The sequence below is a fragment of the Streptomyces millisiae genome (genome assembly GCF_031845425.1).
Classification (GTDB): domain Bacteria; phylum Actinomycetota; class Actinomycetes; order Streptomycetales; family Streptomycetaceae; genus Streptomyces; species Streptomyces millisiae.
In genome coordinates this window covers 1-20,301 of the sequence record NZ_JAVREM010000077.1, presented here as the reverse complement: position 1 = coordinate 20,301, position 20,301 = coordinate 1, and the positions used below count along the sequence as shown (strand labels likewise).

General features: G+C 73.8%; 22 protein-coding genes and 1 tRNA gene. 8 read left to right on the top strand and 15 right to left on the bottom strand.

Annotated elements, in window-relative coordinates:
• Positions 1-38 precede the first annotated feature (38 nt).
• Positions 39-539 (top strand): flavin reductase family protein, encoded by a 501-nt coding sequence (locus RNC47_RS31775; protein ID WP_387098226.1) that lies wholly within the window; start codon positions 39-41, stop codon positions 537-539.
• Between the two features lie 6 nt (positions 540-545).
• Here the strand turns inward: RNC47_RS31775 and arfB are convergent, their stop codons facing one another.
• The gene (gene arfB, locus RNC47_RS31770) at positions 546-980 is read right to left on the bottom strand and encodes an alternative ribosome rescue aminoacyl-tRNA hydrolase ArfB (protein ID WP_311603800.1); all 435 of its coding nucleotides are present in this window, start codon (positions 978-980) and stop codon (positions 546-548) included.
• A 166-nt stretch (positions 981-1,146) separates the two neighbouring features.
• Between arfB and RNC47_RS31765 the strand changes: the two genes are divergently transcribed.
• The gene (locus tag RNC47_RS31765) at positions 1,147-1,722 is read left to right on the top strand and encodes a TerD family protein (RefSeq protein WP_311603797.1); all 576 of its coding nucleotides are present in this window, start codon (positions 1,147-1,149) and stop codon (positions 1,720-1,722) included.
• A gap of 60 nt (positions 1,723-1,782) precedes the next feature.
• Here RNC47_RS31765 and RNC47_RS31760 read toward each other — a convergent pair whose 3' ends face one another.
• Both RNC47_RS31760 and RNC47_RS31755 read right to left on the bottom strand, forming a co-directional pair.
• A complete protein-coding gene (locus tag RNC47_RS31760; protein WP_311603819.1) occupies positions 1,783-2,373 on the bottom strand; it encodes a Uma2 family endonuclease in 591 nt (196 codons plus the stop codon).
• Positions 2,374-2,487: 114 nt separating this feature from the next.
• Positions 2,488-3,159 (bottom strand): pentapeptide repeat-containing protein, encoded by a 672-nt coding sequence (locus RNC47_RS31755; protein WP_311603793.1) that lies wholly within the window; start codon positions 3,157-3,159, stop codon positions 2,488-2,490.
• A 115-nt stretch (positions 3,160-3,274) separates the two neighbouring features.
• Between RNC47_RS31755 and RNC47_RS31750 the strand changes: the two genes are divergently transcribed.
• Positions 3,275-4,288 carry a zinc-binding dehydrogenase gene (locus RNC47_RS31750; protein ID WP_311603817.1) on the top strand — a complete coding sequence of 338 codons (1,014 nt, stop codon included), beginning with the start codon at positions 3,275-3,277 and terminating at the stop codon, positions 4,286-4,288.
• A 31-nt stretch (positions 4,289-4,319) separates the two neighbouring features.
• Here RNC47_RS31750 and RNC47_RS31745 read toward each other — a convergent pair whose 3' ends face one another.
• From RNC47_RS31745 to RNC47_RS31725, 5 genes are all read right to left on the bottom strand, one after another.
• Positions 4,320-4,865: a DUF1275 family protein gene (locus RNC47_RS31745; RefSeq protein WP_311603792.1), complete on the bottom strand. Its 546-nt coding sequence runs from the start codon at positions 4,863-4,865 to the stop codon at positions 4,320-4,322.
• A 57-nt stretch (positions 4,866-4,922) separates the two neighbouring features.
• Complete coding sequence (locus RNC47_RS31740) at positions 4,923-5,354, bottom strand: DUF2752 domain-containing protein (RefSeq protein ID WP_311603791.1); 432 nt, start codon at positions 5,352-5,354, stop codon at positions 4,923-4,925.
• Positions 5,355-5,356: 2 nt separating this feature from the next.
• Positions 5,357-5,818, bottom strand: coding sequence for a TM2 domain-containing protein (locus tag RNC47_RS31735; RefSeq protein WP_311603789.1), 462 nt, complete (start codon positions 5,816-5,818; stop codon positions 5,357-5,359).
• A gap of 66 nt (positions 5,819-5,884) precedes the next feature.
• Positions 5,885-8,056 (bottom strand): alpha-galactosidase, encoded by a 2,172-nt coding sequence (locus RNC47_RS31730; RefSeq protein ID WP_311603787.1) that lies wholly within the window; start codon positions 8,054-8,056, stop codon positions 5,885-5,887.
• Between the two features lie 127 nt (positions 8,057-8,183).
• Positions 8,184-9,584, bottom strand: coding sequence for an MFS transporter (locus RNC47_RS31725; RefSeq protein ID WP_311603785.1), 1,401 nt, complete (start codon positions 9,582-9,584; stop codon positions 8,184-8,186).
• A 56-nt stretch (positions 9,585-9,640) separates the two neighbouring features.
• Here RNC47_RS31725 and RNC47_RS31720 point away from each other — a divergent pair, with 56 nt between their 5' ends.
• Both RNC47_RS31720 and RNC47_RS31715 read left to right on the top strand, forming a co-directional pair.
• A complete protein-coding gene (locus RNC47_RS31720; protein ID WP_311603783.1) occupies positions 9,641-10,156 on the top strand; it encodes a MarR family winged helix-turn-helix transcriptional regulator in 516 nt (171 codons plus the stop codon).
• A 299-nt stretch (positions 10,157-10,455) separates the two neighbouring features.
• The gene (locus tag RNC47_RS31715) at positions 10,456-10,659 is read left to right on the top strand and encodes a hypothetical protein (RefSeq protein ID WP_311603782.1); all 204 of its coding nucleotides are present in this window, start codon (positions 10,456-10,458) and stop codon (positions 10,657-10,659) included.
• 13 nt (positions 10,660-10,672) lie between these two features.
• Here the strand turns inward: RNC47_RS31715 and RNC47_RS31710 are convergent.
• Positions 10,673-10,746: transfer RNA gene (locus RNC47_RS31710), tRNA-Thr, on the bottom strand.
• Between the two features lie 250 nt (positions 10,747-10,996).
• Between RNC47_RS31710 and RNC47_RS31705 the strand changes: the two genes are divergently transcribed.
• The 3 genes from RNC47_RS31705 (at position 10,997) to RNC47_RS31695 (ending at position 13,583) form a co-directional block, all read left to right on the top strand.
• The gene (locus tag RNC47_RS31705) at positions 10,997-12,136 is read left to right on the top strand and encodes an ABC transporter ATP-binding protein (protein WP_311603781.1); all 1,140 of its coding nucleotides are present in this window, start codon (positions 10,997-10,999) and stop codon (positions 12,134-12,136) included.
• Between the two features lie 226 nt (positions 12,137-12,362).
• Positions 12,363-12,761: a hypothetical protein gene (locus tag RNC47_RS31700; protein ID WP_311603779.1), complete on the top strand. Its 399-nt coding sequence runs from the start codon at positions 12,363-12,365 to the stop codon at positions 12,759-12,761.
• 87 nt (positions 12,762-12,848) lie between these two features.
• Entirely contained in the window at positions 12,849-13,583 is a 735-nt protein-coding gene (locus tag RNC47_RS31695; protein WP_311603777.1) for a nucleotidyltransferase family protein, read from the top strand.
• A 22-nt stretch (positions 13,584-13,605) separates the two neighbouring features.
• Here the strand turns inward: RNC47_RS31695 and RNC47_RS31690 are convergent, their stop codons facing one another.
• From RNC47_RS31690 to RNC47_RS31665, 6 genes are all read right to left on the bottom strand, one after another.
• Positions 13,606-14,727 (bottom strand): CU044_5270 family protein, encoded by a 1,122-nt coding sequence (locus tag RNC47_RS31690; protein ID WP_311603775.1) that lies wholly within the window; start codon positions 14,725-14,727, stop codon positions 13,606-13,608.
• Positions 14,724-15,338 carry an RNA polymerase sigma factor gene (locus tag RNC47_RS31685; protein WP_311603774.1) on the bottom strand — a complete coding sequence of 205 codons (615 nt, stop codon included), beginning with the start codon at positions 15,336-15,338 and terminating at the stop codon, positions 14,724-14,726. The genes RNC47_RS31690 and RNC47_RS31685 overlap by 4 nt, the downstream gene beginning before the upstream one ends.
• A gap of 93 nt (positions 15,339-15,431) precedes the next feature.
• A complete protein-coding gene (locus RNC47_RS31680) occupies positions 15,432-16,943 on the bottom strand; it encodes a DoxX family membrane protein (RefSeq protein WP_311603773.1) in 1,512 nt (503 codons plus the stop codon).
• An 82-nt stretch (positions 16,944-17,025) separates the two neighbouring features.
• Positions 17,026-17,979 (bottom strand): 23S rRNA (guanosine(2251)-2'-O)-methyltransferase RlmB, encoded by a 954-nt coding sequence (rlmB, locus tag RNC47_RS31675; RefSeq protein WP_311603772.1) that lies wholly within the window; start codon positions 17,977-17,979, stop codon positions 17,026-17,028.
• Between the two features lie 56 nt (positions 17,980-18,035).
• The gene (gene cysS / locus RNC47_RS31670) at positions 18,036-19,430 is read right to left on the bottom strand and encodes a cysteine--tRNA ligase (protein WP_311603769.1); all 1,395 of its coding nucleotides are present in this window, start codon (positions 19,428-19,430) and stop codon (positions 18,036-18,038) included.
• Between the two features lie 85 nt (positions 19,431-19,515).
• The gene (locus RNC47_RS31665) at positions 19,516-19,926 is read right to left on the bottom strand and encodes a PPOX class F420-dependent oxidoreductase (protein ID WP_311603767.1); all 411 of its coding nucleotides are present in this window, start codon (positions 19,924-19,926) and stop codon (positions 19,516-19,518) included.
• Between the last annotated feature and the right edge of the window lie 375 nt (positions 19,927-20,301).

Genomic DNA, 20,301 nt, shown 5'->3' with positions numbered 1-20,301 from the left:
AGGGCCCCTCCGGCCCGCCAGTCCCGCATCCTGAAGGGGTGAGCGAGGAGGAGTTCCGCGGCGCGATGGCCCGGCTGGCGGCCGGCGTCGTGCTGCTGACGGCGCACGACGAGGAGGACGGCCCGCGCGGCGCGCCGGCCGGCATGACCGCCACGGCGTTCATGTCCGTCTCCCTCGACCCGCCGCTGGTGCTGGCCAGCGTGCGCACCGGCTCGCGGATGGACGAGGTGCTGGAGCGGCAGCCGCTGTGGGCCGCCTCGCTGCTGGCCGAGGAGCAGCGCGCCACGGCCGGCAGGTTCGCGATGAAGGGCCGGCTCAGCGACCGGCTGCTCTTCCAGGAGGTGCCGCACGTGCTGGGCGAGCGGACCGGGGCGCCGCTGCTGAAGGCGGCGCTGGCCACCGTCGAGTGCCGCACCGAACAGCGGGTCACGGCCGGCGACCACACGCTGCTGGTGGCCCGCGTGCTCACCGCCGACCTGCCGGCCGTGGAGGGCGGCCCCCTGCTCTACTACCGGGCCCGCTACCGGGGCCTCCGGTAGCCCCCGTCAGTCCCAGCCCTTGTCGCGGCCCCGGCCGCGCTTCACGTCGGACCGGTGCCGCTTGTCCCGCAGCCGGCGCTCGACGACGCCGCGCGGCACCCGCCGCGCCCGGCGCTCGGGAGGCGGCGGCGCGGACGCCTCCGCCAGCAGGCCGGCCAGCCGCAGCGCCGCGGCCTCACGGTTGCGCCACTGCGAACGGTGCTCGCTGGCCCGCACCACCAGGACGCCGTCCGCCGTGAGCCGGCCGGCCAGGCGCGCCAGCGCCCGCTCCTTCCAGACGGCGGGCAGGGCCTCGGTGGCGGCCAGGTCGAAGCGCAACTCCACCTGGCTGTCCGTGGTGTTGACGTGCTGGCCGCCGGGACCCGAGGAACGCGAGAAGCGCCAGCGCAGCTCCGACTCGGGCAGGCTGACGGCACCACGTATGCGATACGGCCCCGGCATGCCTCCATGGTCCCGCGCCGGGGCGCTTCGCACATACGGGTTTTTTGCTCCCACTGTGGAACCGGGCGCCCCCCGACACCGTTGGGGTCAGTAAGAGTAACGTCATCGCAAAACGCGATCCGGACGCACCTTCTGTCCGAACCGAATGGAAATTGGGGATCTCAACATGGGTGTGAGCCTGTCCAAGGGCGGCAACGTCTCGCTGAGCAAGGAGGCTCCTGGCCTGACCGCCGTGACGGTCGGCCTGGGGTGGGACGTCCGCACCACCACCGGCGCCGACTTCGACCTGGACGCGAGCGCCCTGGCGATCAACGCGAGCGGCAAGATCGTTTCGGACCAGCACTTCATCTTCTACAACAACCTCACCACGCCCGACGGCACCATCCAGCACACCGGTGACAACCTGACCGGCCAGGGCGAGGGTGACGACGAGCAGATCAACGTGGCGCTCGCCGGGCTGCCGCCGGAGGTCGACAAGATCGTCTTCCCGGTCTCCATCCACGACGCGGACAACCGCGGTCAGAACTTCGGCCAGGTGCGGAACGCGTTCATCCGCGTGCTCAACCAGGCCGGCGGCGCGGAGATCGCCCGCTACGACCTGACCGAGGACGCCTCGACCGAGACCGCCATGATCTTCGGCGAGCTCTACCGCAACGGCGCCGAGTGGAAGTTCCGCGCCGTCGGCCAGGGCTACGCCTCCGGCCTCGCCGGCATCGCCCAGGACTTCGGCGTCAACGTCTGATCGAACCGAGAGTCACGCGACGGCGCCCCGGCCGGGAAGGGCGGGGCGCCGTCGGCGCGTTCAGAAGAGCGCGGTGTCGAGCTCGAAACCGAGCGGCTCGGGCAGGAAGAGCTTCTCGCTGAACGCCACCGACACCTGCCGGGAGTACTTGTTCCTGGCCGGCTCGCTGTGCAGCGTCGCCGTCTCCGCCTCGCGGTCCACCAGCAGGTAGTGCGGGATCCGGGCCCTGGCGTAGGCGTCCAGCTTCACGCTCCGGTCCTTGTCCCCGGTCGACTTCGACGTGATCTCCGCGACCAGGACCACCGGGCCCGGATCGTGGTACTCGTCGAACGTGCGGAAGCTGTCCTTCGGCGCGACGACCAGGTCGGGAATGACCCGACCGCCGGGGTCCTTGCCCCACAGGCGTAGCCCGACACCCGTGAACATGCGAAGCGCCTGGTCCTTGGCATGAATAGTCGTCTCTCGCACGATCTCGGCCAGAATCGACTCGTGGTCACCATTGGCTGGGGGTGTCACGTAGATTTCCTCGTCGATCAGTTCCACGCGCCAGCCCAGCGGGGCCGCCGCGGTGAACGCCTCAAAGGCCGTTTCCGCCGATGCGGCCATGGCCTCATCGGCTGCCGTGTACGTCTCGTGCTCGGGCATCGTCATCACCACGGCGACCTCCTTCGTTACGCAGCGACACTGTCAGGGTAGGCCACGCCACGGCCAGCCACGTCGGGTCCTACCACCCGAAAGTGCGATCAACCGCGTCGACGGGCCGTGCTACGCCTCCACCCGCACCCCCAGCTCGGCGGCCAGCCGCGGGGCCAGGTCGAGCAGTTGGGACGGGGTGATGACCGCGCCGCGGAGGCGGTCGACGCCGCGGGTGAGGTCGAGGAGGGTGGTGCCGCGCAGGTCGACGTCGCGGAGCTCGGCGGCCGTGAGGTCCGCGCCGCGCACCTCGCAGCCCTCGAAGGAGACCCGCTCAAGACTGGCGCCGCCGAAGTCCGGCTCCACCAGGACACAGCCCTCGAAGGCCACGTCCACCAGCCGCGCCTGGCGCAGGTTCAGGTAGTCGATCTTGCCGCCGCTGATCCGCACCCTGGTCAGCGTGGCGCCGCTGAGCTGGACGCCGCCCAGCCGGGCGTCATTGATCTCCAGGTCGCGCAGCTGCGCGTCCGCCAGCATCGTGCCCACCCCGTGCGGCGTGTCGAGCACGCCGTCCAGCAGCCGCGCGTGCCGCAGGTTCGCCTCGTTCAGCACGCAGCGCCGCAGCGCGCACTCCAGGAACGTCGCCGACTGGGCCTCGGCGCCGGTCAGGTCGAGGTCGGCGAACTCCAGCGCGTCGTAGTCGCCCTCGGGCTGGAGGCCGCCGGGCTCCACGAAGGGGCGCAGCTCGGGCAGCCGGAAGTTCGGTAGGGCCGGGGGCCGGACGGCCTTCTGGGGTTTCGGCATGCCGGCCATCCTGCCGTGGAGCACTGACAGCGGTCCGGGCGGCGGTTGACCTCAAGGGCCCTTGAGGTCGCACGCTTGGGGCGTCACCCGCCACCACACCACCACGGGGGAGCCCATGCACGCCGTCCGCCTGCACGCCTTCGGTCCGGCCGAGAACCTGGTGTACGAGGAGGTGCCGGACCTCACGCCCGGCCCCGGTCAGGTCAGGATCGCCGTCGCCGCGTCCGGCGTCCATCTCGTCGACACCGTGCTGCGGCAGGGCCCGGTCCCCGACGCGCCGCACTTCCCGGTGCCCGAGCTGCCCACCGTCCCGGGGCGCGAGGTCGCCGGCACGGTGGACGCGGTCGGCGAGGGGGTGGACGCCGCCTGGCTCGGCCGGCGGGTCGCGGCGCACCTCGGGATGGTTCCCGGCGGCTACGGCACCCAGGCCGTCACCGGCGAGGAGAAGCTGCACGCGCTCCCCGACGGGCTGCCGTTCGACCGGGCCGTGGCGCTGCTCGGCACCGGTCGGATGACCATGGGCGTGCTGCGCTTCACCGAGATCGCGGCCGGCGACACCGTGCTGGTGCTGGCGGCCGCCGGTGGCATCGGCTCGCTGCTCGTCCAGTACGCCCGGCACCGGGGCGCCACCGTCGTCGGCGCGGCGGGCGGCCCCGCCAAGGTGGCCGTGGTGAAGGACCTCGGCGCCGACCTGGCCGTCGACTACGACGCGCCTGGCTGGGCGGACGAGATCCGCGCCGCCCTCGGCGACCGCCCCGTCAAGCACCTCTTCGAGGGCGTCGGCGGCGACCGCGGCCACGCCGCGCTCGCCCTGCTCGCCCCCGGCGGCACCCACGTCTGCTACGGCTACGCGGCCACGGGCACGGACGCCGCGGGACATGTGGCGCCGAGCCCGGAGGAGCAGGCCGCGCTCGGCATCACCTCGGTGACGGCGCTCGGCCCCACCCTCTTCGCGCGGATCGGCGGCCAGGAGAACATGCGCCTGCTGGAGGAGGAGTCGTTCGCCCAGGCGGCCTCCGGTGTCCTCGTCCCGCTGGTCCAGCGCTTCCCGCTGGCCGAGGCCGCGCGCGCCCACCGGGCGCTCGAGACCAGGGCGACGACCGGCAAGGTGGTCCTGGTCTCCCCGTGAGGCCGCTGCCGGGCCCCGGGACGCCGGGACGCTAGGCCAGCACCACCGCCGCGCCGCCGAGCGCGCCGGCGAAGTAGGCCAGCCACACGAGCGCCAGCAGCGGCGCGCTCTGCCGCTCCCTGGTGCCTCCGGTGGCCCGGACGAAGAGCGCGGCCAGCGTGCCGGTGACGACCGTCGTGGTCACGCCCGGCACGCCGGCCCGCACCGCGTAGACGCTCTGCGCGCCCATCGCGGACGCCAGGACCCCGGCGCACAGCGCGGGCGGCGCCCAGGCGAGGGCGGCGGCCAGCACGAGCAGCCCGGCCTCGAAGCCGAGCAGCGCCCAGTGCGGCAGGAGGCGGGAGGCCCAGGCCGTGGCGACGCCGCCCACGCAGAAGCCGAGCAGGGAGGCGGCCGGACCGAGGACGCCCTCGGTCGCGTGGCCGGGCAGCATCGAGTCCGCGATGCCGATGGCGAGCAGCACGCCGTTGCCGGTCTGGTTGGCGACGAAGACCTCGTCGAGCTCGATGAAGGCGGCGGCGTCGACCCCGCCGGCGACGGCGGTGAGCAGGACCATGAGCCGAGCGGGCACTCCCATGGGCCCATTTCATCGCCGGACGCGGCTTCGCACCCGGCGGACGGGGCGTCCGGCGGATCAGCCGAGGGCGGCGGCGAGGTCGGAGAGCGCGGTGAGGTCGAAGAGGTTGCGGGCCAGGACCCAGAGCGCGGCGACGCCGAGCACGGCGACCACCCCGGCCGGCCCGAAGCGGGGCCGGTAGCGCCGGCCGCGCATCCCCTCGACCAGCCAGCGGCCGAGCAGCCAGCCGGCCAGCGGGACGCCGAGCAGCAGCAGCGCCGCGTTGTCGTGGAGGGCGCCGGTGAGGTCGCCGTGGAGCAGGTCGTAGGCCATCCGGGTGCCGCCGCAGGCCGGGCAGAGCAGCCCGGTGGCCCAGTTGACCGGGCAGCGGGGCAGTGGCAGGCCGCCGCCCCGGTGGGGGTCGGCGGCCCACACGTAGCCGGCGCCGACGAGCCCGCCCGCCAGCACGGCGAGCGGGGCGGCGGCCTCCCGGCGGATGATCGCCCGCATGGTCAGGGCTTGAGGATCCGGCCCTCGGCGTCGGTCCAGTCGCTCTTGACCAGCAGCATGATGCCGTCGATCAGCGCCCAGATGCCGAGGCCGCCGCAGGTGAGGAGCATGGCCACGGCCTGGCCGTAGTGGCCGGTGTACCAGCGGCCCGCGCCGACGCCGCCCAGCAGGAGCTGGAGCACGCCCGCGACGATCTTGGACTTGCCGGAGTACGGGCGGCCCATCGGGTCGCGGCCGTAGGGCGCCTGGGCGTCCGGCGGGTAGGCGCCGTACGGGGCGTTGGGCGGCGGCGGGTAGCCGCCGGGCTGCTGCTGGTAGGGACCGGGCTGGCCGGGCGGCGGGAACCCGTACCCGGGCTGGCCCGGCTGGCCGGGAGCCGGCTGACCCGGCTGACCCGGCTGGCCCGGCTGACCCTGCGGCCCGCTCCCGGGAGGCCCCCACGAGTACGGCTGCTGGTCGGACATATATCCCCCAAGGAGAAAAGGCGATCGTATGGTCGCCCTATCATCCACGACGCCCCACGCCGGGTGTCAGCCCCCCGTCACGCTCTCCGCGCCCCGCTGGTCGACCTTCTCCACCGACAGCAGCACCAGCCGCTCGGGGTGCTGCGAAGGCGCCCGCACACCGATCGAGCCGAGCACCCGCCCCGGCAGCGTCACCCCGCCGTCCGTCCACCACGCCAGGCTGTCCATGGCCGGGCCGCGCACCTCGTCGCCCGGCGCCAGCGGCGTGACCCGGTACTCGGCCGCCGGGTCGAGGCCGGGCAGCGCGACCCGCCCGGGCGGCGACTGCACGCTCGTCGCCACCTGCGCCAGCGCGTACACCGCCCGCGACCGGTCCTCGGCCACCACGCCGTGCACCCACAGCGCCGGGTCCGGGTGGTCGCCGCGCACCACCGTGCCGCCGTGCAGCAGCGGCCGCAGCTCCTTGTAGAGCGCGATCCACTCGGCCAGCGCCGCCCGGTCGGCCTCGCTGGCCTGGGTGAGGTCCCACTCCATGCCGAAGTGGCCGAACAGCGCGGTGCCGGCCCGGAAGCCCAGGGTGTGCGTCCGTCCCGTGGTGTGCGCCGCGTGCGCGCCCACGTGGCAGCCGAGCAGCTCGGGCGGCAGCAGCAGCCCGGTCCAGCGCTGGATCTGCTGCCGCTCCAGGGCGTCGATGCAGTCGCTGGTCCACACCCGGTCGGTGCGCTCCAGGATCTCCAGGTCGATCCTGCCGCCGCCGGAGGAGCAGGACTCGATCTCCAACCTCGGGTGGCGCGACCGCAGTTCGTCGAGGAGCCGGTAGACGGCGAGCGTCTGGGCCCGCACCCCGGCCCGCCCGGTGGGGCTGTGCCCGGCCTCCACCAGGTCCCGGTTGTGGTCCCACTTCAGATAGGTCAGCGCGTACTCGGAGACGATCGCGTCGAGCCGCTCCAGGATGTACGCGTACGCCGCCGGGTGCCCGAGGTCGAGCACCTGCTGGTGGCGCGACTCGGGCGGCATCCGGTCGCCGGTGGCCAGGATCCACTCGGGGTGCTCGCGGGCCAGGTCCGAGTTGGGGTTCACCATCTCCGGCTCCACCCAGAGACCGAACTCCATGCCAAGGCCGCGGACGTGCTCGACCAGCGGGTGCAGCCCGTCCGGCCAGACCGTCTCGTCCACGTACCAGTCGCCGAGCCCCGCGTGGTCGTCGCGCCGGCCCCGGAACCAGCCGTCGTCGAGCACGAACCGCTCCGTGCCGACCTCGGCGGCGAGGTCGGCGAGCCGCTTCAGCTTGCCCAGCTCGTGGTCGAAGTAGACGGCCTCCCACACGTTGAGCGTGACGGGCCGCGGCGAGCGCGGGTGCCCGGCGCGGCCGCGCAGGTAGCCGTGGAACCGCCCGGCGAGCTCGTCGAGACCGCGCCCGTGGCTGCCGTACACCCAGGGCGAGGTGTACGAGTCGCCGGCGCCGAGCACCACCTCGCCGGCCAGCAGCAGCTCGCCGCCGCCGAGCAGCCCGACGCCGTTGATGGTGCGCTCGGCCAACGAACGGTGGTTGCCGCTCCAGGCCACGTGCAGCCCCCACACCTCGCCGGAGCGGAAGCTGAAGCCGGGCTCGCCCGCGACGTGCACGGTGACGGCGTCCGTGCCGGTGCGGCCCCTGCGGTTCTCACGCAGGTGGGTGCCGATGGTGAACGCGTGCCGCTGCGGGCTGCGCTCCCGCAGGTGACGGCCCGTCATGTCGAGGAGCTCGGTGGCACGCTCGGGCACCGGCAGGGTCAGCAGCACCCCGGCGAGCGAGAACGGCGCGGCGTCGGCCTCCGCCTGGTTGGTGACGGTGGCGCGCTGCCGCACGAGTCCCGAGTCGGTGAGCTCGATCTCCAGGCGCAGTTCGAGGCCGGCCACCACGTCCTCGGCGGTCACCTCCACGGACTGCCCGTCCTGTTCGAGCGAGGTGACGGAGAAGGCCGTGGAGAAGTCGGCGCCGGCCCGGTGGCCGGTGAGCCCCGGGGTCCCCTGCCAGCCGGCCGAGTGCTCGGGCAGCACGGCCAGCGGCACCACGACGTCGACGTTGTTGGTGGCTATCTGCGGCCGCCCGGCCCGCACCACGGCCGCGAGCGTGCTGGGCGAGAGCTCCCCGAGGTCCTCGCCCCAGTGCACCACCCGGGGCAGCCCCGTGCCGGTGCAGTCGAGCGCCAGGCTCGTCCCCGCGGATCGGAAGTGGAGGAAGGTCCCGTCACGCATCAGTGCTGTCCCCTGTTCGATCCTGTTGAGACGTGCGCGTTTTGCGTGACCTTTCTACGGTCGCGCCCCGCGCCCGGTCAACACCGTCCGCGCGTGAAAAAGACCCTCCCGCGCACCAGGGAAGGTCTCACCGATCCGCCGCAACTCTACTCCCGGCGCCGGCCGGGTCGTCCGCCGCCCGGGGCGCCACGAACAGTGCCGCCACCAGGCAGCCGGCGGCCGCGCCGAGGGCCAGCCCCAGCCCGGCGTGCTCGCTCGGCGCGACGAGCACGAGGAAGCCGAAGCCCGCGGTGCCCAGCGAGCCGCCGAGCTGGCGGGCGAAGGTGAGCGTCCCCATGGTCGCGCCGATCGACTCCGGCCTGGCCCGCCCCTGGGCGAGCAGCGTGTACGCCTGGAGCGAGAGCCCGAGGGCGGCGCCGACCAGTGCCATCGACGAGCCGGCGAGGCCGACCGCCAGCGGGCGGGGCGCGCCGTCGAGCGCCGGCAGGGCGGCGAGCCCCAGCAGGCCGACGGTTCCCGTGACCAGCGCGAGCCGCCCCCAACGGGGCAGTGGGGGACGGCGCCTGGCGAGCACCGAGAACGCGGCCGTGGCCACCAACTGCCCGCCGGTCAACGCCAGCAGGAGCAGGCCGGTCTCGCCGACGCCCAGGCCGGTCCCCGCCGCCACGGCCAGCGGCACGAAGGTGAACGAGCCGAAGAGCGCCGTGCCCGCGAGGCCGGTCGCGGCGATGCTCCGCGCCACGCCGCGGTCGCGGAAGAGCGCGGGCGGTATCAACGGCGCGGCGGCGCGCCGCTCGACCAGCACGAACGCCGCCGCGCACCCGGCCACCAGCGCGAGCACGCCGCCGGCCGCCGGCCCGCCGCGCGCCAGCGACTCGACCGCCCCGAGGGCGACCACGCCGGAGCCCACCACGGCCACCAGCACCGCGCCGGCCACGTCGAACGACCGGGCCGAGTCGCCCTCCGGCGCCGGCAGCCTGCCCGGCAGGCCGGCCGAGGCGAGCCGCGCGGCCACCGCGCACAGCGGCAGGTTGAGCAGGAAGATCCAGCGCCAGCCGGGGCCGGCCGCCAGCAGCCCGCCCAACGGCGGCCCGGCGAGCGCGGAGAGCGCGAAGACGCCGGTCAGGTAGGACTGACGGCGCACCAGCTCCTCGCGGTCGAACATCCGGGCGAGGGCGCTGACCGCGGTGACCACGAGACCGCCGCCGCCGAGCCCCTGGACCACCCGGGCGGCGATCAGCGCGGGCATGGTCGGCGCCAGCGCGCAGGCCAGCGAGCCGGCGGCGAAGAGCGCCAGCGCGCCCCGGAGGACGACCCGTTGGCCGAGCAGGTCGCCGAGCCGCCCGAGCACGGGCGTGGCGACGGTGACGGCGAGCAGGTAGCCGGCGGTGACGCCGGCGACCGCCCCACCGGATTCCAGGTCGGCGACGACGCGCGGCAGCGCCGCGACGACGACGGTGGTGTCGAGCTGGGCCATGAGCATGCCGAGCAGTAGGGCCGCGAAGGCAGGCCGAGTAGACGTGTGCATTTCGCACACGTTAGACTGCTTGCGAATCGCACACAACTCCCGATCCGGAGCGACCGATGACCCGCACCGAACCCGCCGCCGACCCACGGGACCCGTCCCGCGCCGACCTCGCCGACGCCGGCCCCGCCCTCTTCCGGCTCGTCCGCTTCTGGTCCCGCCGCTGGGCGACGGCCTCCGCCGGGCCGGGGACCGGGGACACGCCGCTGGTCCAGGACATCCTGGTGCTGGAGGCGGTCGACGCCGCCGCCCGCCGCGGCGAGGTGTCCGTCACCGACGTCGCCCACCAGCTCGGCCTCGACCGCTCGGGCGCCAGCCGCATGGTCGGCGCGGCCGTCGACCACGGCCACCTCACCCGCACCCCTTCGGCGCACGACGCCCGCCGCGCCACCCTGGCCCTCACCCCCGCCGGCGCCGACGTCCTCACCGCCGCCCACGCCTTCCAGGAGGAGGTCTTCGCCCGCCTCACCGCCACCTGGGAACCGGCCGAGGCCGCCGCCCTCGCCCGCGCCCTCCGCCGCCTCGCCGACGAGACCGACACGACCGACGTGACCGGCACGGCGGAAGCCCCCTGACACCCCGCCGCCCCGACGCCGGGCGGGGCCAACGCACCGGACCGCGAACGATCGCTGCACGACCGGCGCTTTCCGGCCACACCGGGCGTATCGTCTGGGCACCCCTCCCCGGGCCCCGGGCGCTCCCCATGCCCGTGACCCGGGAGCGCGCGGGCTCGTGGGGTGCCCCGCGCGCCGGCCCCGGGCCCTCTGTCCGCTCCGGCCCGGGGCCGGCCCGTCCGCCGGATTCCCCGCACGGCGAGCGCACCCGGCCGGTAACGTTCGGTGCGGGAGCGGTGCGCGCACGTGCGGAGGGTCCGATGGATGAAGCGGTGGACGAGTGCCCGGGACCGCACCGGCAGTGCCAGGCGTGCACCGGCTCGCGGATCGAGGTCAGGGAGACGCTGTACGTCTCCGGCGACGGCCGCGGCCAGGGGGTGGCCGCGCCGCACCGCTGCTGGCACTGCGAGGGCCGCGGCTTCCACTGCGCCGCCGGCGAGCGCTGCCACCCGGGACACGAGTAGCCGGGTCGCTGAGAGCCGCCTGTCGGACTCGAACCGACGACCTGCTGTTTACAAGACAGCTGCTCTGGCCAACTGAGCTAAGGCGGCACGGCCCTTGCGGGCGCGACCAGCCTACACGGGGCCCGGATCCGGGACCGCGAGACCGAGGGGCTCGGTGGTCACCCAGGGCGACGAGTGTGCGCAGCTGTGTTGACATCCGTTTCTCTGGTTCCCGGGTACTGACAGAACGCGTTGTTTCGAGTTAGGTTTCCGGCAGTCGTCCATTTACATATGGGCGTAACACCTTCCTACTCGGATCGTCCGGCACGTTCCTGCCGGTAGAAGGAGACAAGAGGACATGGCAACCGTCACGTACGACAAGGCCACCCGTATCTACCCGGGCGGCGACAAGCCCGCTGTCGACCAGCTGGACATCGAGATCGCGGACGGTGAGTTCCTCGTCCTCGTCGGCCCCTCCGGTTGTGGCAAGTCCACCTCGCTGCGCATGCTCGCCGGGCTCGAGGACGTCAACGGAGGGTCGATCCACATCGGTGACCGCGACGTCACCCACCTCCCCCCGAAGGACCGGGACATCGCCATGGTGTTCCAGAACTACGCCCTCTACCCGCACATGACCGTCGCGCAGAACATGGGCTTCGCGCTCAAGATCGCCGGCGTCAACAAGACGGACATCCGCAAGAAGGTCGAGGAGGCCGCCAAGATCCTCGACCTCACCGAGTACCTGGACCGCAAGCCGAAGGCCCTCTCCGGTGGTCAGCGGCAGCGTGTCGCGATGGGTCGCGCCATCGTCCGTGAGCCCCAGGTCTTCCTGATGGACGAGCCGCTGTCCAACCTGGACGCCAAGCTCCGCGTCCAGACCCGCACCCAGATCGCCGGCCTGCAGCGCCGGCTCGGGGTCACCACGGTCTACGTGACCCACGACCAGGTCGAGGCCATGACCATGGGCGACCGGGTGGCGGTGCTGAAGGACGGCCTGCTCCAGCAGATCGACTCCCCGCGCAACATGTACGACAAGCCCGCCAACCTCTTCGTCGCCGGCTTCATCGGCTCCCCGGCCATGAACCTGGTCGAGGTCCCGATCACCGACGGCGGCGTCCGGTTCGGCAACAGCGTGGTGCCGGTCGAGCGCGCCGCGCTGAACGAGGCGCAGAGCAAGGGCGACACCCACGTGGTGGTCGGCTGCCGCCCCGAGCACTTCGCCGTCATCAACGGCGAGGGCTCGGCCGAGGGCGCGGCCCTCGCGAAGGCGGACGAGAAGGCCGAGGCGGGCCTCGCGGTCACGGTGAACGTGGTCGAGGAGACCGGCGCCGACGCCTACGTCTACGGCTCGGCCGACATCGGCGGCGAGACCAAGGACCTGGTCATCCGCGTCGACAGCCGCGACGTGCCGCACAAGGGCGAGAAGATCAACGTCGTTCCCAAGCCGGGCGAGACCCACGTCTTCGCCGCCGGCTCCGGCGAGCGGCTCAGCGACTGACGGTCGCCCCGAGGTCCCGTGAGGGCCGTGTTTCCGCACACGTTGCGGAAACACGGCCCTTTGCGCGTCAACGCAGGTCGACGCGGGATTCGAAATCCACTGAACCCCGTCACCCGTGAGAGTGGCGAAATGTCACCAAAACACTACTCCTCGCTACGATCTACACGCCCTCACGCGTTTGAACCAGCTCACGTTCATCAGCTTCGTTTCGCGAGGAAGACCACCAGTGAATCAGGCACTCCGTCACATCGGCAGAACGCTCGCCATCGCCCTCCCGGTCATCCTGGTGCTGTCCGGGACACTCGCCGTCTCACGCGTGGCCTGGGTCGCGCCCTCGGACGACCAGGTGCTGACGGCAGCCGCGGAGCACCAGCCGCAGGCACCCGAGGCGGCGCTCACCGACCGGCTGCTGCTGACGCTCCGCCAGGAGGACCCGAGCGCCGCGCTCACCGCCCTCCAGGAGGCCGTCACGCGCGACCCGTCCCTCGCCCCGCACTGCGCGGAGATCGCCAGGACGCTCGGCGAGGCCGCGGTCGACAAGTACGGATCGACGCGGCGCGCGCAGCAGCACTCCCGCCCCGTCTGCGACACCTCCTTCGCGGCGGGCGTCGCGGCGGCCGGCTGAGCGGGCCGGCCGAGCGGAAACGCGGGCGGGCGACGCGCAATAGCCGTCGCCCGCCCGCGTTTCCGGCCGACCGCATAGGCTGCCCGCATGAACCACGTCCACGTACCAGCCGGCACCCCGCTGCCCACCCAGGCGATGATCCTGGCCGGCGGCAAGGGCTCGCGGCTCCGCCCGTACACCGACGACCGCCCCAAGACCATGGTGGAGATCCCGGGCACCGGCACCCCGATCATCGGCCACCAGCTCGCCTGGCTGGCCGAGGAGGGCGTCACGGACGTGGTCATCTCCAGCGGGCACCTGGCCGAGGTGCTCCAGGAGTGGCTGGACACCACCGACCTGCCGGTCAAGGTCACCACCGTGGTGGAGCCGGAGCCGCTCGGCCGCGGCGGCGGCCTCAAGTACGCCGCCCCCGCGCTCCCCCGTCCCGACGAGCCGTGGTTCGCCACCAACAGCGACATCTGGACCCGCTTCTCGCTGCGCGAGATGGCCGCCTTCCACGCCGAGCGCGGCGCCACCGCGACGCTGGCGCTGGCCCGCCCCCGGATGCCGTGGGGCGCCGTGGAGACCAACGAGTTCGGGCAGGTCCTCGACTTCATCGAGTCCCCGCCCTCCCCCTACCTGATCAACGCCGGCGTCTACGTCTTCGGCCCCGAGTTCACCACCCTGCTGCCGGACCGCGGCGACCACGAGCGGCTGACCTTCCCCCGCCTCGCCCGCGAACGCCGCCTCGCCGGCTTCACCCTCCCCCAGGGCGCGTACTGGCGAGCCATCGACACCGTGAAGGACCTCACGGAGGCGGCGCGGGAACTGGCGGTCCGCTAGGCCGCGCAGGTACCGCGGCCCCTCAGGCGCCCGGTACCTGCCGTTCCTCGTCCACCACGGCCCGCTCGGTCACGGCGGAGTCGAGGACGACGCCGGTCGGCTTCACCTCGCTCTCCTCGACCTGCTCGACGCGGGTGCCCAGGTACCGGGCCGACTCCTCGTCGAAGACCAGGTCCACCCGGTACCCCAGGTCCGCCGAGAACCGGCTGAGGACGATGCCCTCCCGGTCGACGGCGTCCGTCCCGGTGCCCACGGTCACGCCGGGGATCTCGCCGAACGCCCGGAACCCCGCGGCCGCGACGTCCGGCGGCAGCGGCGTCTGCTCGAACAGTCCGCCGATCGTCTCGAACGCCGACTGGTCGGCCTGGTCCTCGCTGTCGGCCGAGCCGTTCTCCTCGTAGATCTTCTCCAGCAGGACGTCGGGGTCAACGGGCAACGACTGGACGTAGTCCCAGGACGGAGAGCGCAGGTCGGCGGGCTCGTCGCCGCCGACACCGAAGGGGTAGTAGCCCTCGTAGTGCCTCCCCTGCGGAGGGGGTTCAACGAGGTCGTCCGTCGTGCCCTCGCCGGTCTCCATGTCGTACTCAGGGTCTGGCAGGCTCTCCACGTCCACGTCGTCCAGGTCCGGCGGAACCATGATCGGCACTCCGTCCGGGGCCGCGTCCGAGTCCCAGTACCAGCCACTCCCGCCGTCCGGGGAGACCCACTGCTCGGTCTCGTAGGGACCGTGGTCGACGTCGTGGATCACGTTCTGCCCGTTGGTCGGCGCGCCCCCGAAGTCGACGGTCACCTCCCGGGCCGTGTAGACGAACTGGTCGGCCGCGACCTCCACCTCCGGCGCCGCCGCGGCCACCTGGGCGAGGCGGTTCAGAGCCCCCGACGTCGCGGCGGGCTGCACGGCGCTCCCGCCGTCGCCGGTGCCGACGACCGTGGCGGCGCCGACGACCAGCGCCGCCGTCGCCAGCGGGGCCGCGACCACCACCAGGCGCCGCCGCCAGAGCGGCCGCTGCTCATGGGATCCCGTTATCTCGCTCATCAGATGCTCCTCCAACGCGAGCCGGCGGCCGGGCGGGAGACCGGGCTCACCGGGCGACGGGAGCAGGTTGGCCAACTCCTCGCGGCTGGGCGGTTCCTGGCGTGTCATCGGGTGGTCTCCTCGCTCGACCGAACCGCCCATCGCCGGCGGTCGTACGGTGGTTGTCCGCCGCTGGCGACGGGTTCCCCGCCGAGTTCCGCGTCGGTCAGCCGACGCAGCCGGACCCGGGCCCGGAAGAGGCGGGAACGCACGGTGCCCACCCGGACACCGAGCGCCCGGGCGGTCTCCTCGTAGCTCAGCCCCGACCAGACGTGCAGCATGAACGCCTGCCGCTCGCCGCCGGACAGCGCGGCCAGCGCCCGCTTGGCCGCCGCCAGCCGCTCCGCGTCCGCCGCCCGGCCGACCAGTTCGTCGGCGAAGTCGGGCACGACGGCCGGCGCCGGGAGCCGCGCCATGGCCCGCTCGTGCCGGCGCTTCGCCCTGGTCGCGTTGCGCAGGACGTTCACCGCGATCCCCATCAGCCAGGGGCGCGGCGTCTCCCCCTCGTCGCGCAGCCGGCCGCGCAGGCGCCAGGCTTCGAGGAACGTCAGCGAGACGACGTCCTCGGCGAGGCTCGGATCGCCCGTCGCGCGGGCCGCGTATCCGTAGACGAGGCCCGCGTGTGCCCTGAACAGCTCGCGGAACGCCTCGGGATCGCCGGCCCGCACGCGGGCGTGCATCGTATGGTCCACTCCGGGTGTTGTCCGGCCACGGTCACGGATTCCCGTGAGGCCGGTCACACCCTACCTAGCCGAGTACTCCTCCGACGTCACCTAACCGAGCAGCCCGCCGATGGGGCCGAGGCTGCTCCGCTCACCCCCGGTCTCCGCGGGGGGATCCTGCTGCGCGGGCTCGCCGCCCCCCGAGTCGCCGGCGTCGGGCGCGGGAGCGGCCGGCGCGGAGTCCTCCGGGGGGGAGTACTGCTGCGGCGGGGCGGACTGCTGCGGCACCGGCACGGTCTGCTCGGTCGGCGGGGCCTGCTCCTCCGCGCCGGGGCCGGTGCTCTCGGCGCCCGCCGAGGCCCCGGCGCTCGGGCCGCTGGACGCCTCGTCGCCCGGCTCGCCCTCCGCCGGCGACTCGTCGCCCTCGGCCGCGCCGGAACCCTCCGTCGGGCCGGCCGAGGACTCCGCCTCCTCGCCGGCCTCCGCCTCGTCCTCCGGCAGCCGCTGGCCCGGCAGGTGGTTGCGCGGCGGCTCGCCCGGCTCCGGCACGGTGGCGAACTGAGCGGACCGCACCGCGCTGCCCAGCATCGAGCCGATCAGCAGCGCCAGGCCCACCAGCAGCGTGGCCAGCATCGCGCCCCGGCGCAGCACCCGGCGCCGCAGCTCGGCCAGCGGGGCGCGCGGCCCCAGGGTGCGCCACGCCTCGGTGGCCAGCCGGAAGTCGAGCGAGTGAACCGGGGCGCCGGCGATGATCAACGGCGTCCAGGCGGCGAACAGGATGGCGTCCGGGGTGTCGTAGGCCGGCCCGTTCTGCCAGCTGACGGTGAGCAGCAGGGCGAGCGAGAGCAGCGCCCCGAGGGCCGCCGCGAAGCGCTGCCAGAGGCCGAAGACGGTGAGCACGCCCACGATGATCTGCACGAAGGCGACGGTGAGCCCGGCCCCGACCGGGTGGGCCAGCGCCCAGCTGTGCAGGGGCGCGGCCAGTGCCCACGGCTCCAGCGAGTCGAGCCAGGCGTAGAGCGAGCCGCGCAGCCCGCCGTCGAAGTAGACGGGGTCGGTGAGCTTGCCCATGCCGGCGTAGATGGCGACGAAGCCGAGCAGCACCCGCAGCGGGAGCAGCACCAGGCCGAGGCTGAGCCGGCTGGCGCGGTGGCCCGGCTGGTACGCCTGCCGGCCGTCCGTCGGGCGCCGCCGGTCGGCGGGCGGCAGGTCCTCGACGACCGGCAGCACCTCGGTGGGCGGCGGCGCGGTGCGCCCCGGCCGCTCCGGCGGCCGGGGGCCGCGCGGCGCCACGACGGGGGTGACGCGCGGGAGCACCTGGGTGGCGATGTCGCCGTGGCCGGCCTCCCGCACCGCCTGCAGCAGGCCGCTGGCTCCCGGGTCCCCGGGGGCGCTGCGGCCCGACCAGACGAGGGGCCGGCGGCGGCCGCCCGCCGCGGCCGGCACCCGGGGCAGCGAGGCCGTGTCGCCGAGCCTGATGCGCACCGGGGGCGGGGTGGCGAGCCGCACCCGGAAACTGGCGTGGTTCACGATGACCTGTGCGGGGTCGCACGGCACCTTGACCATGCTCAGCACCGGCTCGTCCATCGAGAGGCCGCGGGGTGTTCTGGTGTCCACACTCATCTAACTGAGTGACACGGCTTAAGACACTGCCTTGACCCAGAAAGTCTGTCCGCGACCCGTCAACTCCGGGTGGACCGGGGCGTCATGCCCGGCGGCGGGCCGCCTCGTAGAGCACGATGCCGGCCGCCACGCCCGCGTTCAACGACTCGGCGCCACCCGGCATCGGGATCCGCACCCGGACGTCGCAGGTCTCGCCGACCAGCCGCGACAGCCCCTTGCCCTCGCTGCCCACGACGACGACCAGCGGCCCGTCGAGCGCGGCCACGTCCGCCAGCTCGGCCTCGCCGTCGGCGGCCAGGCCGACCACCGTGAGACCGGCCTTCTGGTACGCCTGGAGCGCGCGCGTCAGATTGGTGGCGCGCGCGACCGGCGTGCGCGCCGCGGTGCCGGCCGAGGTCTTCCACGCGCCCGCCGTCATCCCGGCGGCCCTGCGCTCGGGCACCACCACGCCGTGCCCGCCGAAGGCGGCGACCGAGCGCACCACGGCACCCAGGTTGCGCGGGTCGGTGACGCCGTCGAGCGCGACGATCAGCGGCGGCCGGCCCTCGTCGTGCGCGGCCCCGAGCAGGTCGTCGGGGTGCGCGTACTCGTAGGGCGGGATCTGGAGCACGACGCCCTGGTGGTGGAGCGCTCCGGTGAGCCGGTCGAGCTCGGCCTTGGACGCCTCCAGCAGGTTGACCGAACCGCGCTCCATGGCCAGCTTGATGGCCTCGGTGACGCGGTCGTCGTTCTCCAGGAACTGCTGCACGTACAGCGTCTTGGCGGGCACGCCGGCGCGCAGCGCCTCGACCACCGGGTTGCGGCCGACGACCATCTCGGCCGCCCCCTTGGCGCCGCCGCGCCGGGCGGCCGGGCGGGTGGCGTCCCGCCGGGCCCGCGCGTCGGCGGCGCGCTTCTTGGCGTGGCCGGTGCGCATCTCGGCGGGCGGCGTCGGCCCCTTGCCCTTGAGGGCCTTGCGACGCTGGCCGCCGCTGCCGACCTGCATGCCCTTCTTGTTGCTGGTGCGGCGGTTGGGGCGCTGGCTGTTGCCTGGCATCTTCTGCTTCTTCTGACTCTCGTGTGGCTGGGGGTGTCACGCGGCCGACCGGATGGTCAACCGAGCTCCCAGCGCGGTCCGTTGGGGGTGTCCTCGATGACCAGGCCGGCGGCGCCGAGCTCGTCCCTGATGGCGTCGGCCGTGCCGTAGTCCTTGCGTTGGCGTGCCGCCTCGCGCTGGGCGAGGACGAGCCCGACGAGCCGGTCGACGACGCCGGCCAGCTCCTTGCCACGGCCCTGCGCGCCGCCGCTCCACCGGGGGTCGAGCGGGTCGAGGCCCAGCACGCCGAGCATCGCCCGCACCTGGCCGACGAGCGCGATCACCGACTCCTTGTCGCCCTCGGCCAGCGCCGCGTTGCCCTGCCGGACGGTGGTGTGCACGGCCGCCAGGGCCTGCGGCACGCCGAAGTCCTCGTCCATCGCGGCGGCGAAGTCCTCCGGCACGGCGGCCGCCGGCGAGACCTCCCCGGTGCGCTCGACGGCCCGGTGCAGGAAGCCCTCGATCCGGCCGAACGCGGCCTCCGCCTCGGCCAGCGCCTCCTCGCTGTACTCGATCGTGGAACGGTAGTGCGGGCTGCCCAGGTAGTAGCGCAGCACGACGGGGCGCCAGCGCCTGGTCATCTCGGAGACCAGCACCGAGTTCCCCAGGGACTTGCTCATCTTCTCGCCGGCCAGCGTGACCCACGCGTTGTGCGCCCAGTAGCGGGCGAACTCGCCGCCGAAGGCGCGGGACTGGGCGATCTCGTTCTCGTGGTGCGGGAAGACGAGGTCGATGCCGCCGCCGTGGATGTCGAACTCGCGGCCGAGGTACTTGTACGCCATCGCCGAGCACTCCAGGTGCCAGCCGGGACGACCGCGGCCCCAGGGCGTCTCCCAGCTGGGTTCGCCCGGCTTGGCCGCCTTCCACATGGCGAAGTCGCGCGGGTCCCGCTTGCCGGTCTCGCCCTCGCCCGACGGCTGGAGCAGGTGGTCGAGATCCTGGTTGGAGAGCTGGAGGTAGCCGGGGAAGCTGCGCACGTCGAAGTAGACGTTGCCGTCGGCCGGATAGGCGTGGCCGCGGTCGATCAGCGCGCGCATCATCTCGATCATCTCGGGCACATGGCCCGTGGCGCGCGGCTCGTAGGTCGGCGGCAGGCAGCCGAGCGCGTCGTAGGCGTCGTTGAACGCCCGCTCGTTCTCGTAACCAATGGCCCACCAGGGGCGGTTGAGCTCCGCGCTCTTGGAGATGATCTTGTCGTCGATGTCCGTGACGTTGCGGACGAAGGTCACGTCGAAACCGCGGTACTCGAACCAGCGGCGCATGATGTCGAAGCTGACCCCGGACCTGACGTGGCCGATGTGCGGGGGCGCCTGCACGGTGGCACCACACAGGTAGATCGAGACGCAGCCCTGCTGGAGCGGGGTGAAGTCACGGATCAGCCGGGTGCTGGTGTCATACAGGCGTAGGGTCACGCGTCAAGAGTAGTGGGCGAAGGGGCTCCCCCGCGCCTGTGGGGAGCGGGCGCGGGGAAGCGTTCCCGGCGGGTTCCCCGCGGTCTCAGTCGAGCCCCTGGCCGACGATCTTGCGGGCCGTGATCCGGACGACGACGCGGGGGGCGTCCTGGGCGGAGGCCGGGTTGAACTCGGCGTACGGCTTGCCCGTGTACTTCAGCGACAGCTCGTCGATCAACGCGTTGCCACCCTCCTCCGTCAGGGTCGCGGCGCCGCGGATCTCGGCGTAGCTGTAGGGCTGGTCGGCGGGCTGCACCAGCACGGTGACGCGCGGCTCGCGCCGGATGTTCAGCTCCTTGCGCCGGCCACGGGTGGTCGAGATCAACAGGTCGTCGCCGTCCCGCTTGACCCAGACCGGGGAGAGCTGCGGACTGCCGTCGGGCTGGATGGTCGCGATGGTGACGAAGACCTTTTCGTCCAGCAACGCCTTGAGGGGGGCGGAGAGCGTGACTGACACGAGTACGTCCTTTCGCTTGCGCTCGCTCGGACTCGACCGCGGGCAGAGCGGTGCCGCGGTCCCGATCGTCGAATTTCGCACAGCGGCCGAGCGCAAACCAGAACCCACGCGCGGGGCGGCCTGGCGGCCGGGCCGGCACGCGCCACGGCGCTCCGCGCGGGCGGCCTGACGGCCGAGTCCGCGACGGCCCGGCGGGGCCGGTGCCCGGCGCTCCGCGCCGGGGATCGCCCCCACCCACCCGCCCTCTTGCGCGCTTCGCGCGGGGTGGGCGGGCCGAACCGCGCTGCGCGCGGTGCACGGCCCACCAGGGCCGCGGGCCCGCGGCGGCGACGCCGCCGGGCCACGCGGCCCCCGCCGCGCGAGGCCACCCGCCAA

Coding starts and splice junctions, on each gene's coding strand:
- RNC47_RS31725 (WP_311603785.1), bottom strand. CDS start 9,584: ATGCACACGTCTACTCGGCCTGCCTTCGCGGCCCTACTGCTCGGCATG.
- RNC47_RS31685 (WP_311603774.1), bottom strand. CDS start 15,338: ATGCACGCCCGCGTGCGGGCCGGCGATCCCGAGGCGTTCCGCGAGCTG.
- RNC47_RS31680 (WP_311603773.1), bottom strand. CDS start 16,943: ATGAGTGTGGACACCAGAACACCCCGCGGCCTCTCGATGGACGAGCCG.
- RNC47_RS31750 (WP_311603817.1), top strand. CDS start 3,275: ATGCACGCCGTCCGCCTGCACGCCTTCGGTCCGGCCGAGAACCTGGTG.
- RNC47_RS31765 (WP_311603797.1), top strand. CDS start 1,147: ATGGGTGTGAGCCTGTCCAAGGGCGGCAACGTCTCGCTGAGCAAGGAG.
- rlmB (WP_311603772.1), bottom strand. CDS start 17,979: ATGCCAGGCAACAGCCAGCGCCCCAACCGCCGCACCAGCAACAAGAAG.
- RNC47_RS31755 (WP_311603793.1), bottom strand. CDS start 3,159: ATGCCGAAACCCCAGAAGGCCGTCCGGCCCCCGGCCCTACCGAACTTC.
- RNC47_RS31760 (WP_311603819.1), bottom strand. CDS start 2,373: ATGACGATGCCCGAGCACGAGACGTACACGGCAGCCGATGAGGCCATG.
- arfB (WP_311603800.1), bottom strand. CDS start 980: ATGCCGGGGCCGTATCGCATACGTGGTGCCGTCAGCCTGCCCGAGTCG.
- RNC47_RS31740 (WP_311603791.1), bottom strand. CDS start 5,354: ATGCGGGCGATCATCCGCCGGGAGGCCGCCGCCCCGCTCGCCGTGCTG.
- RNC47_RS31730 (WP_311603787.1), bottom strand. CDS start 8,056: ATGCGTGACGGGACCTTCCTCCACTTCCGATCCGCGGGGACGAGCCTG.
- RNC47_RS31715 (WP_311603782.1), top strand. CDS start 10,456: ATGGATGAAGCGGTGGACGAGTGCCCGGGACCGCACCGGCAGTGCCAG.
- RNC47_RS31720 (WP_311603783.1), top strand. CDS start 9,641: ATGACCCGCACCGAACCCGCCGCCGACCCACGGGACCCGTCCCGCGCC.
- RNC47_RS31690 (WP_311603775.1), bottom strand. CDS start 14,727: ATGACACGCCAGGAACCGCCCAGCCGCGAGGAGTTGGCCAACCTGCTC.
- RNC47_RS31705 (WP_311603781.1), top strand. CDS start 10,997: ATGGCAACCGTCACGTACGACAAGGCCACCCGTATCTACCCGGGCGGC.
- RNC47_RS31735 (WP_311603789.1), bottom strand. CDS start 5,818: ATGTCCGACCAGCAGCCGTACTCGTGGGGGCCTCCCGGGAGCGGGCCG.
- RNC47_RS31695 (WP_311603777.1), top strand. CDS start 12,849: ATGAACCACGTCCACGTACCAGCCGGCACCCCGCTGCCCACCCAGGCG.
- RNC47_RS31745 (WP_311603792.1), bottom strand. CDS start 4,865: ATGGGAGTGCCCGCTCGGCTCATGGTCCTGCTCACCGCCGTCGCCGGC.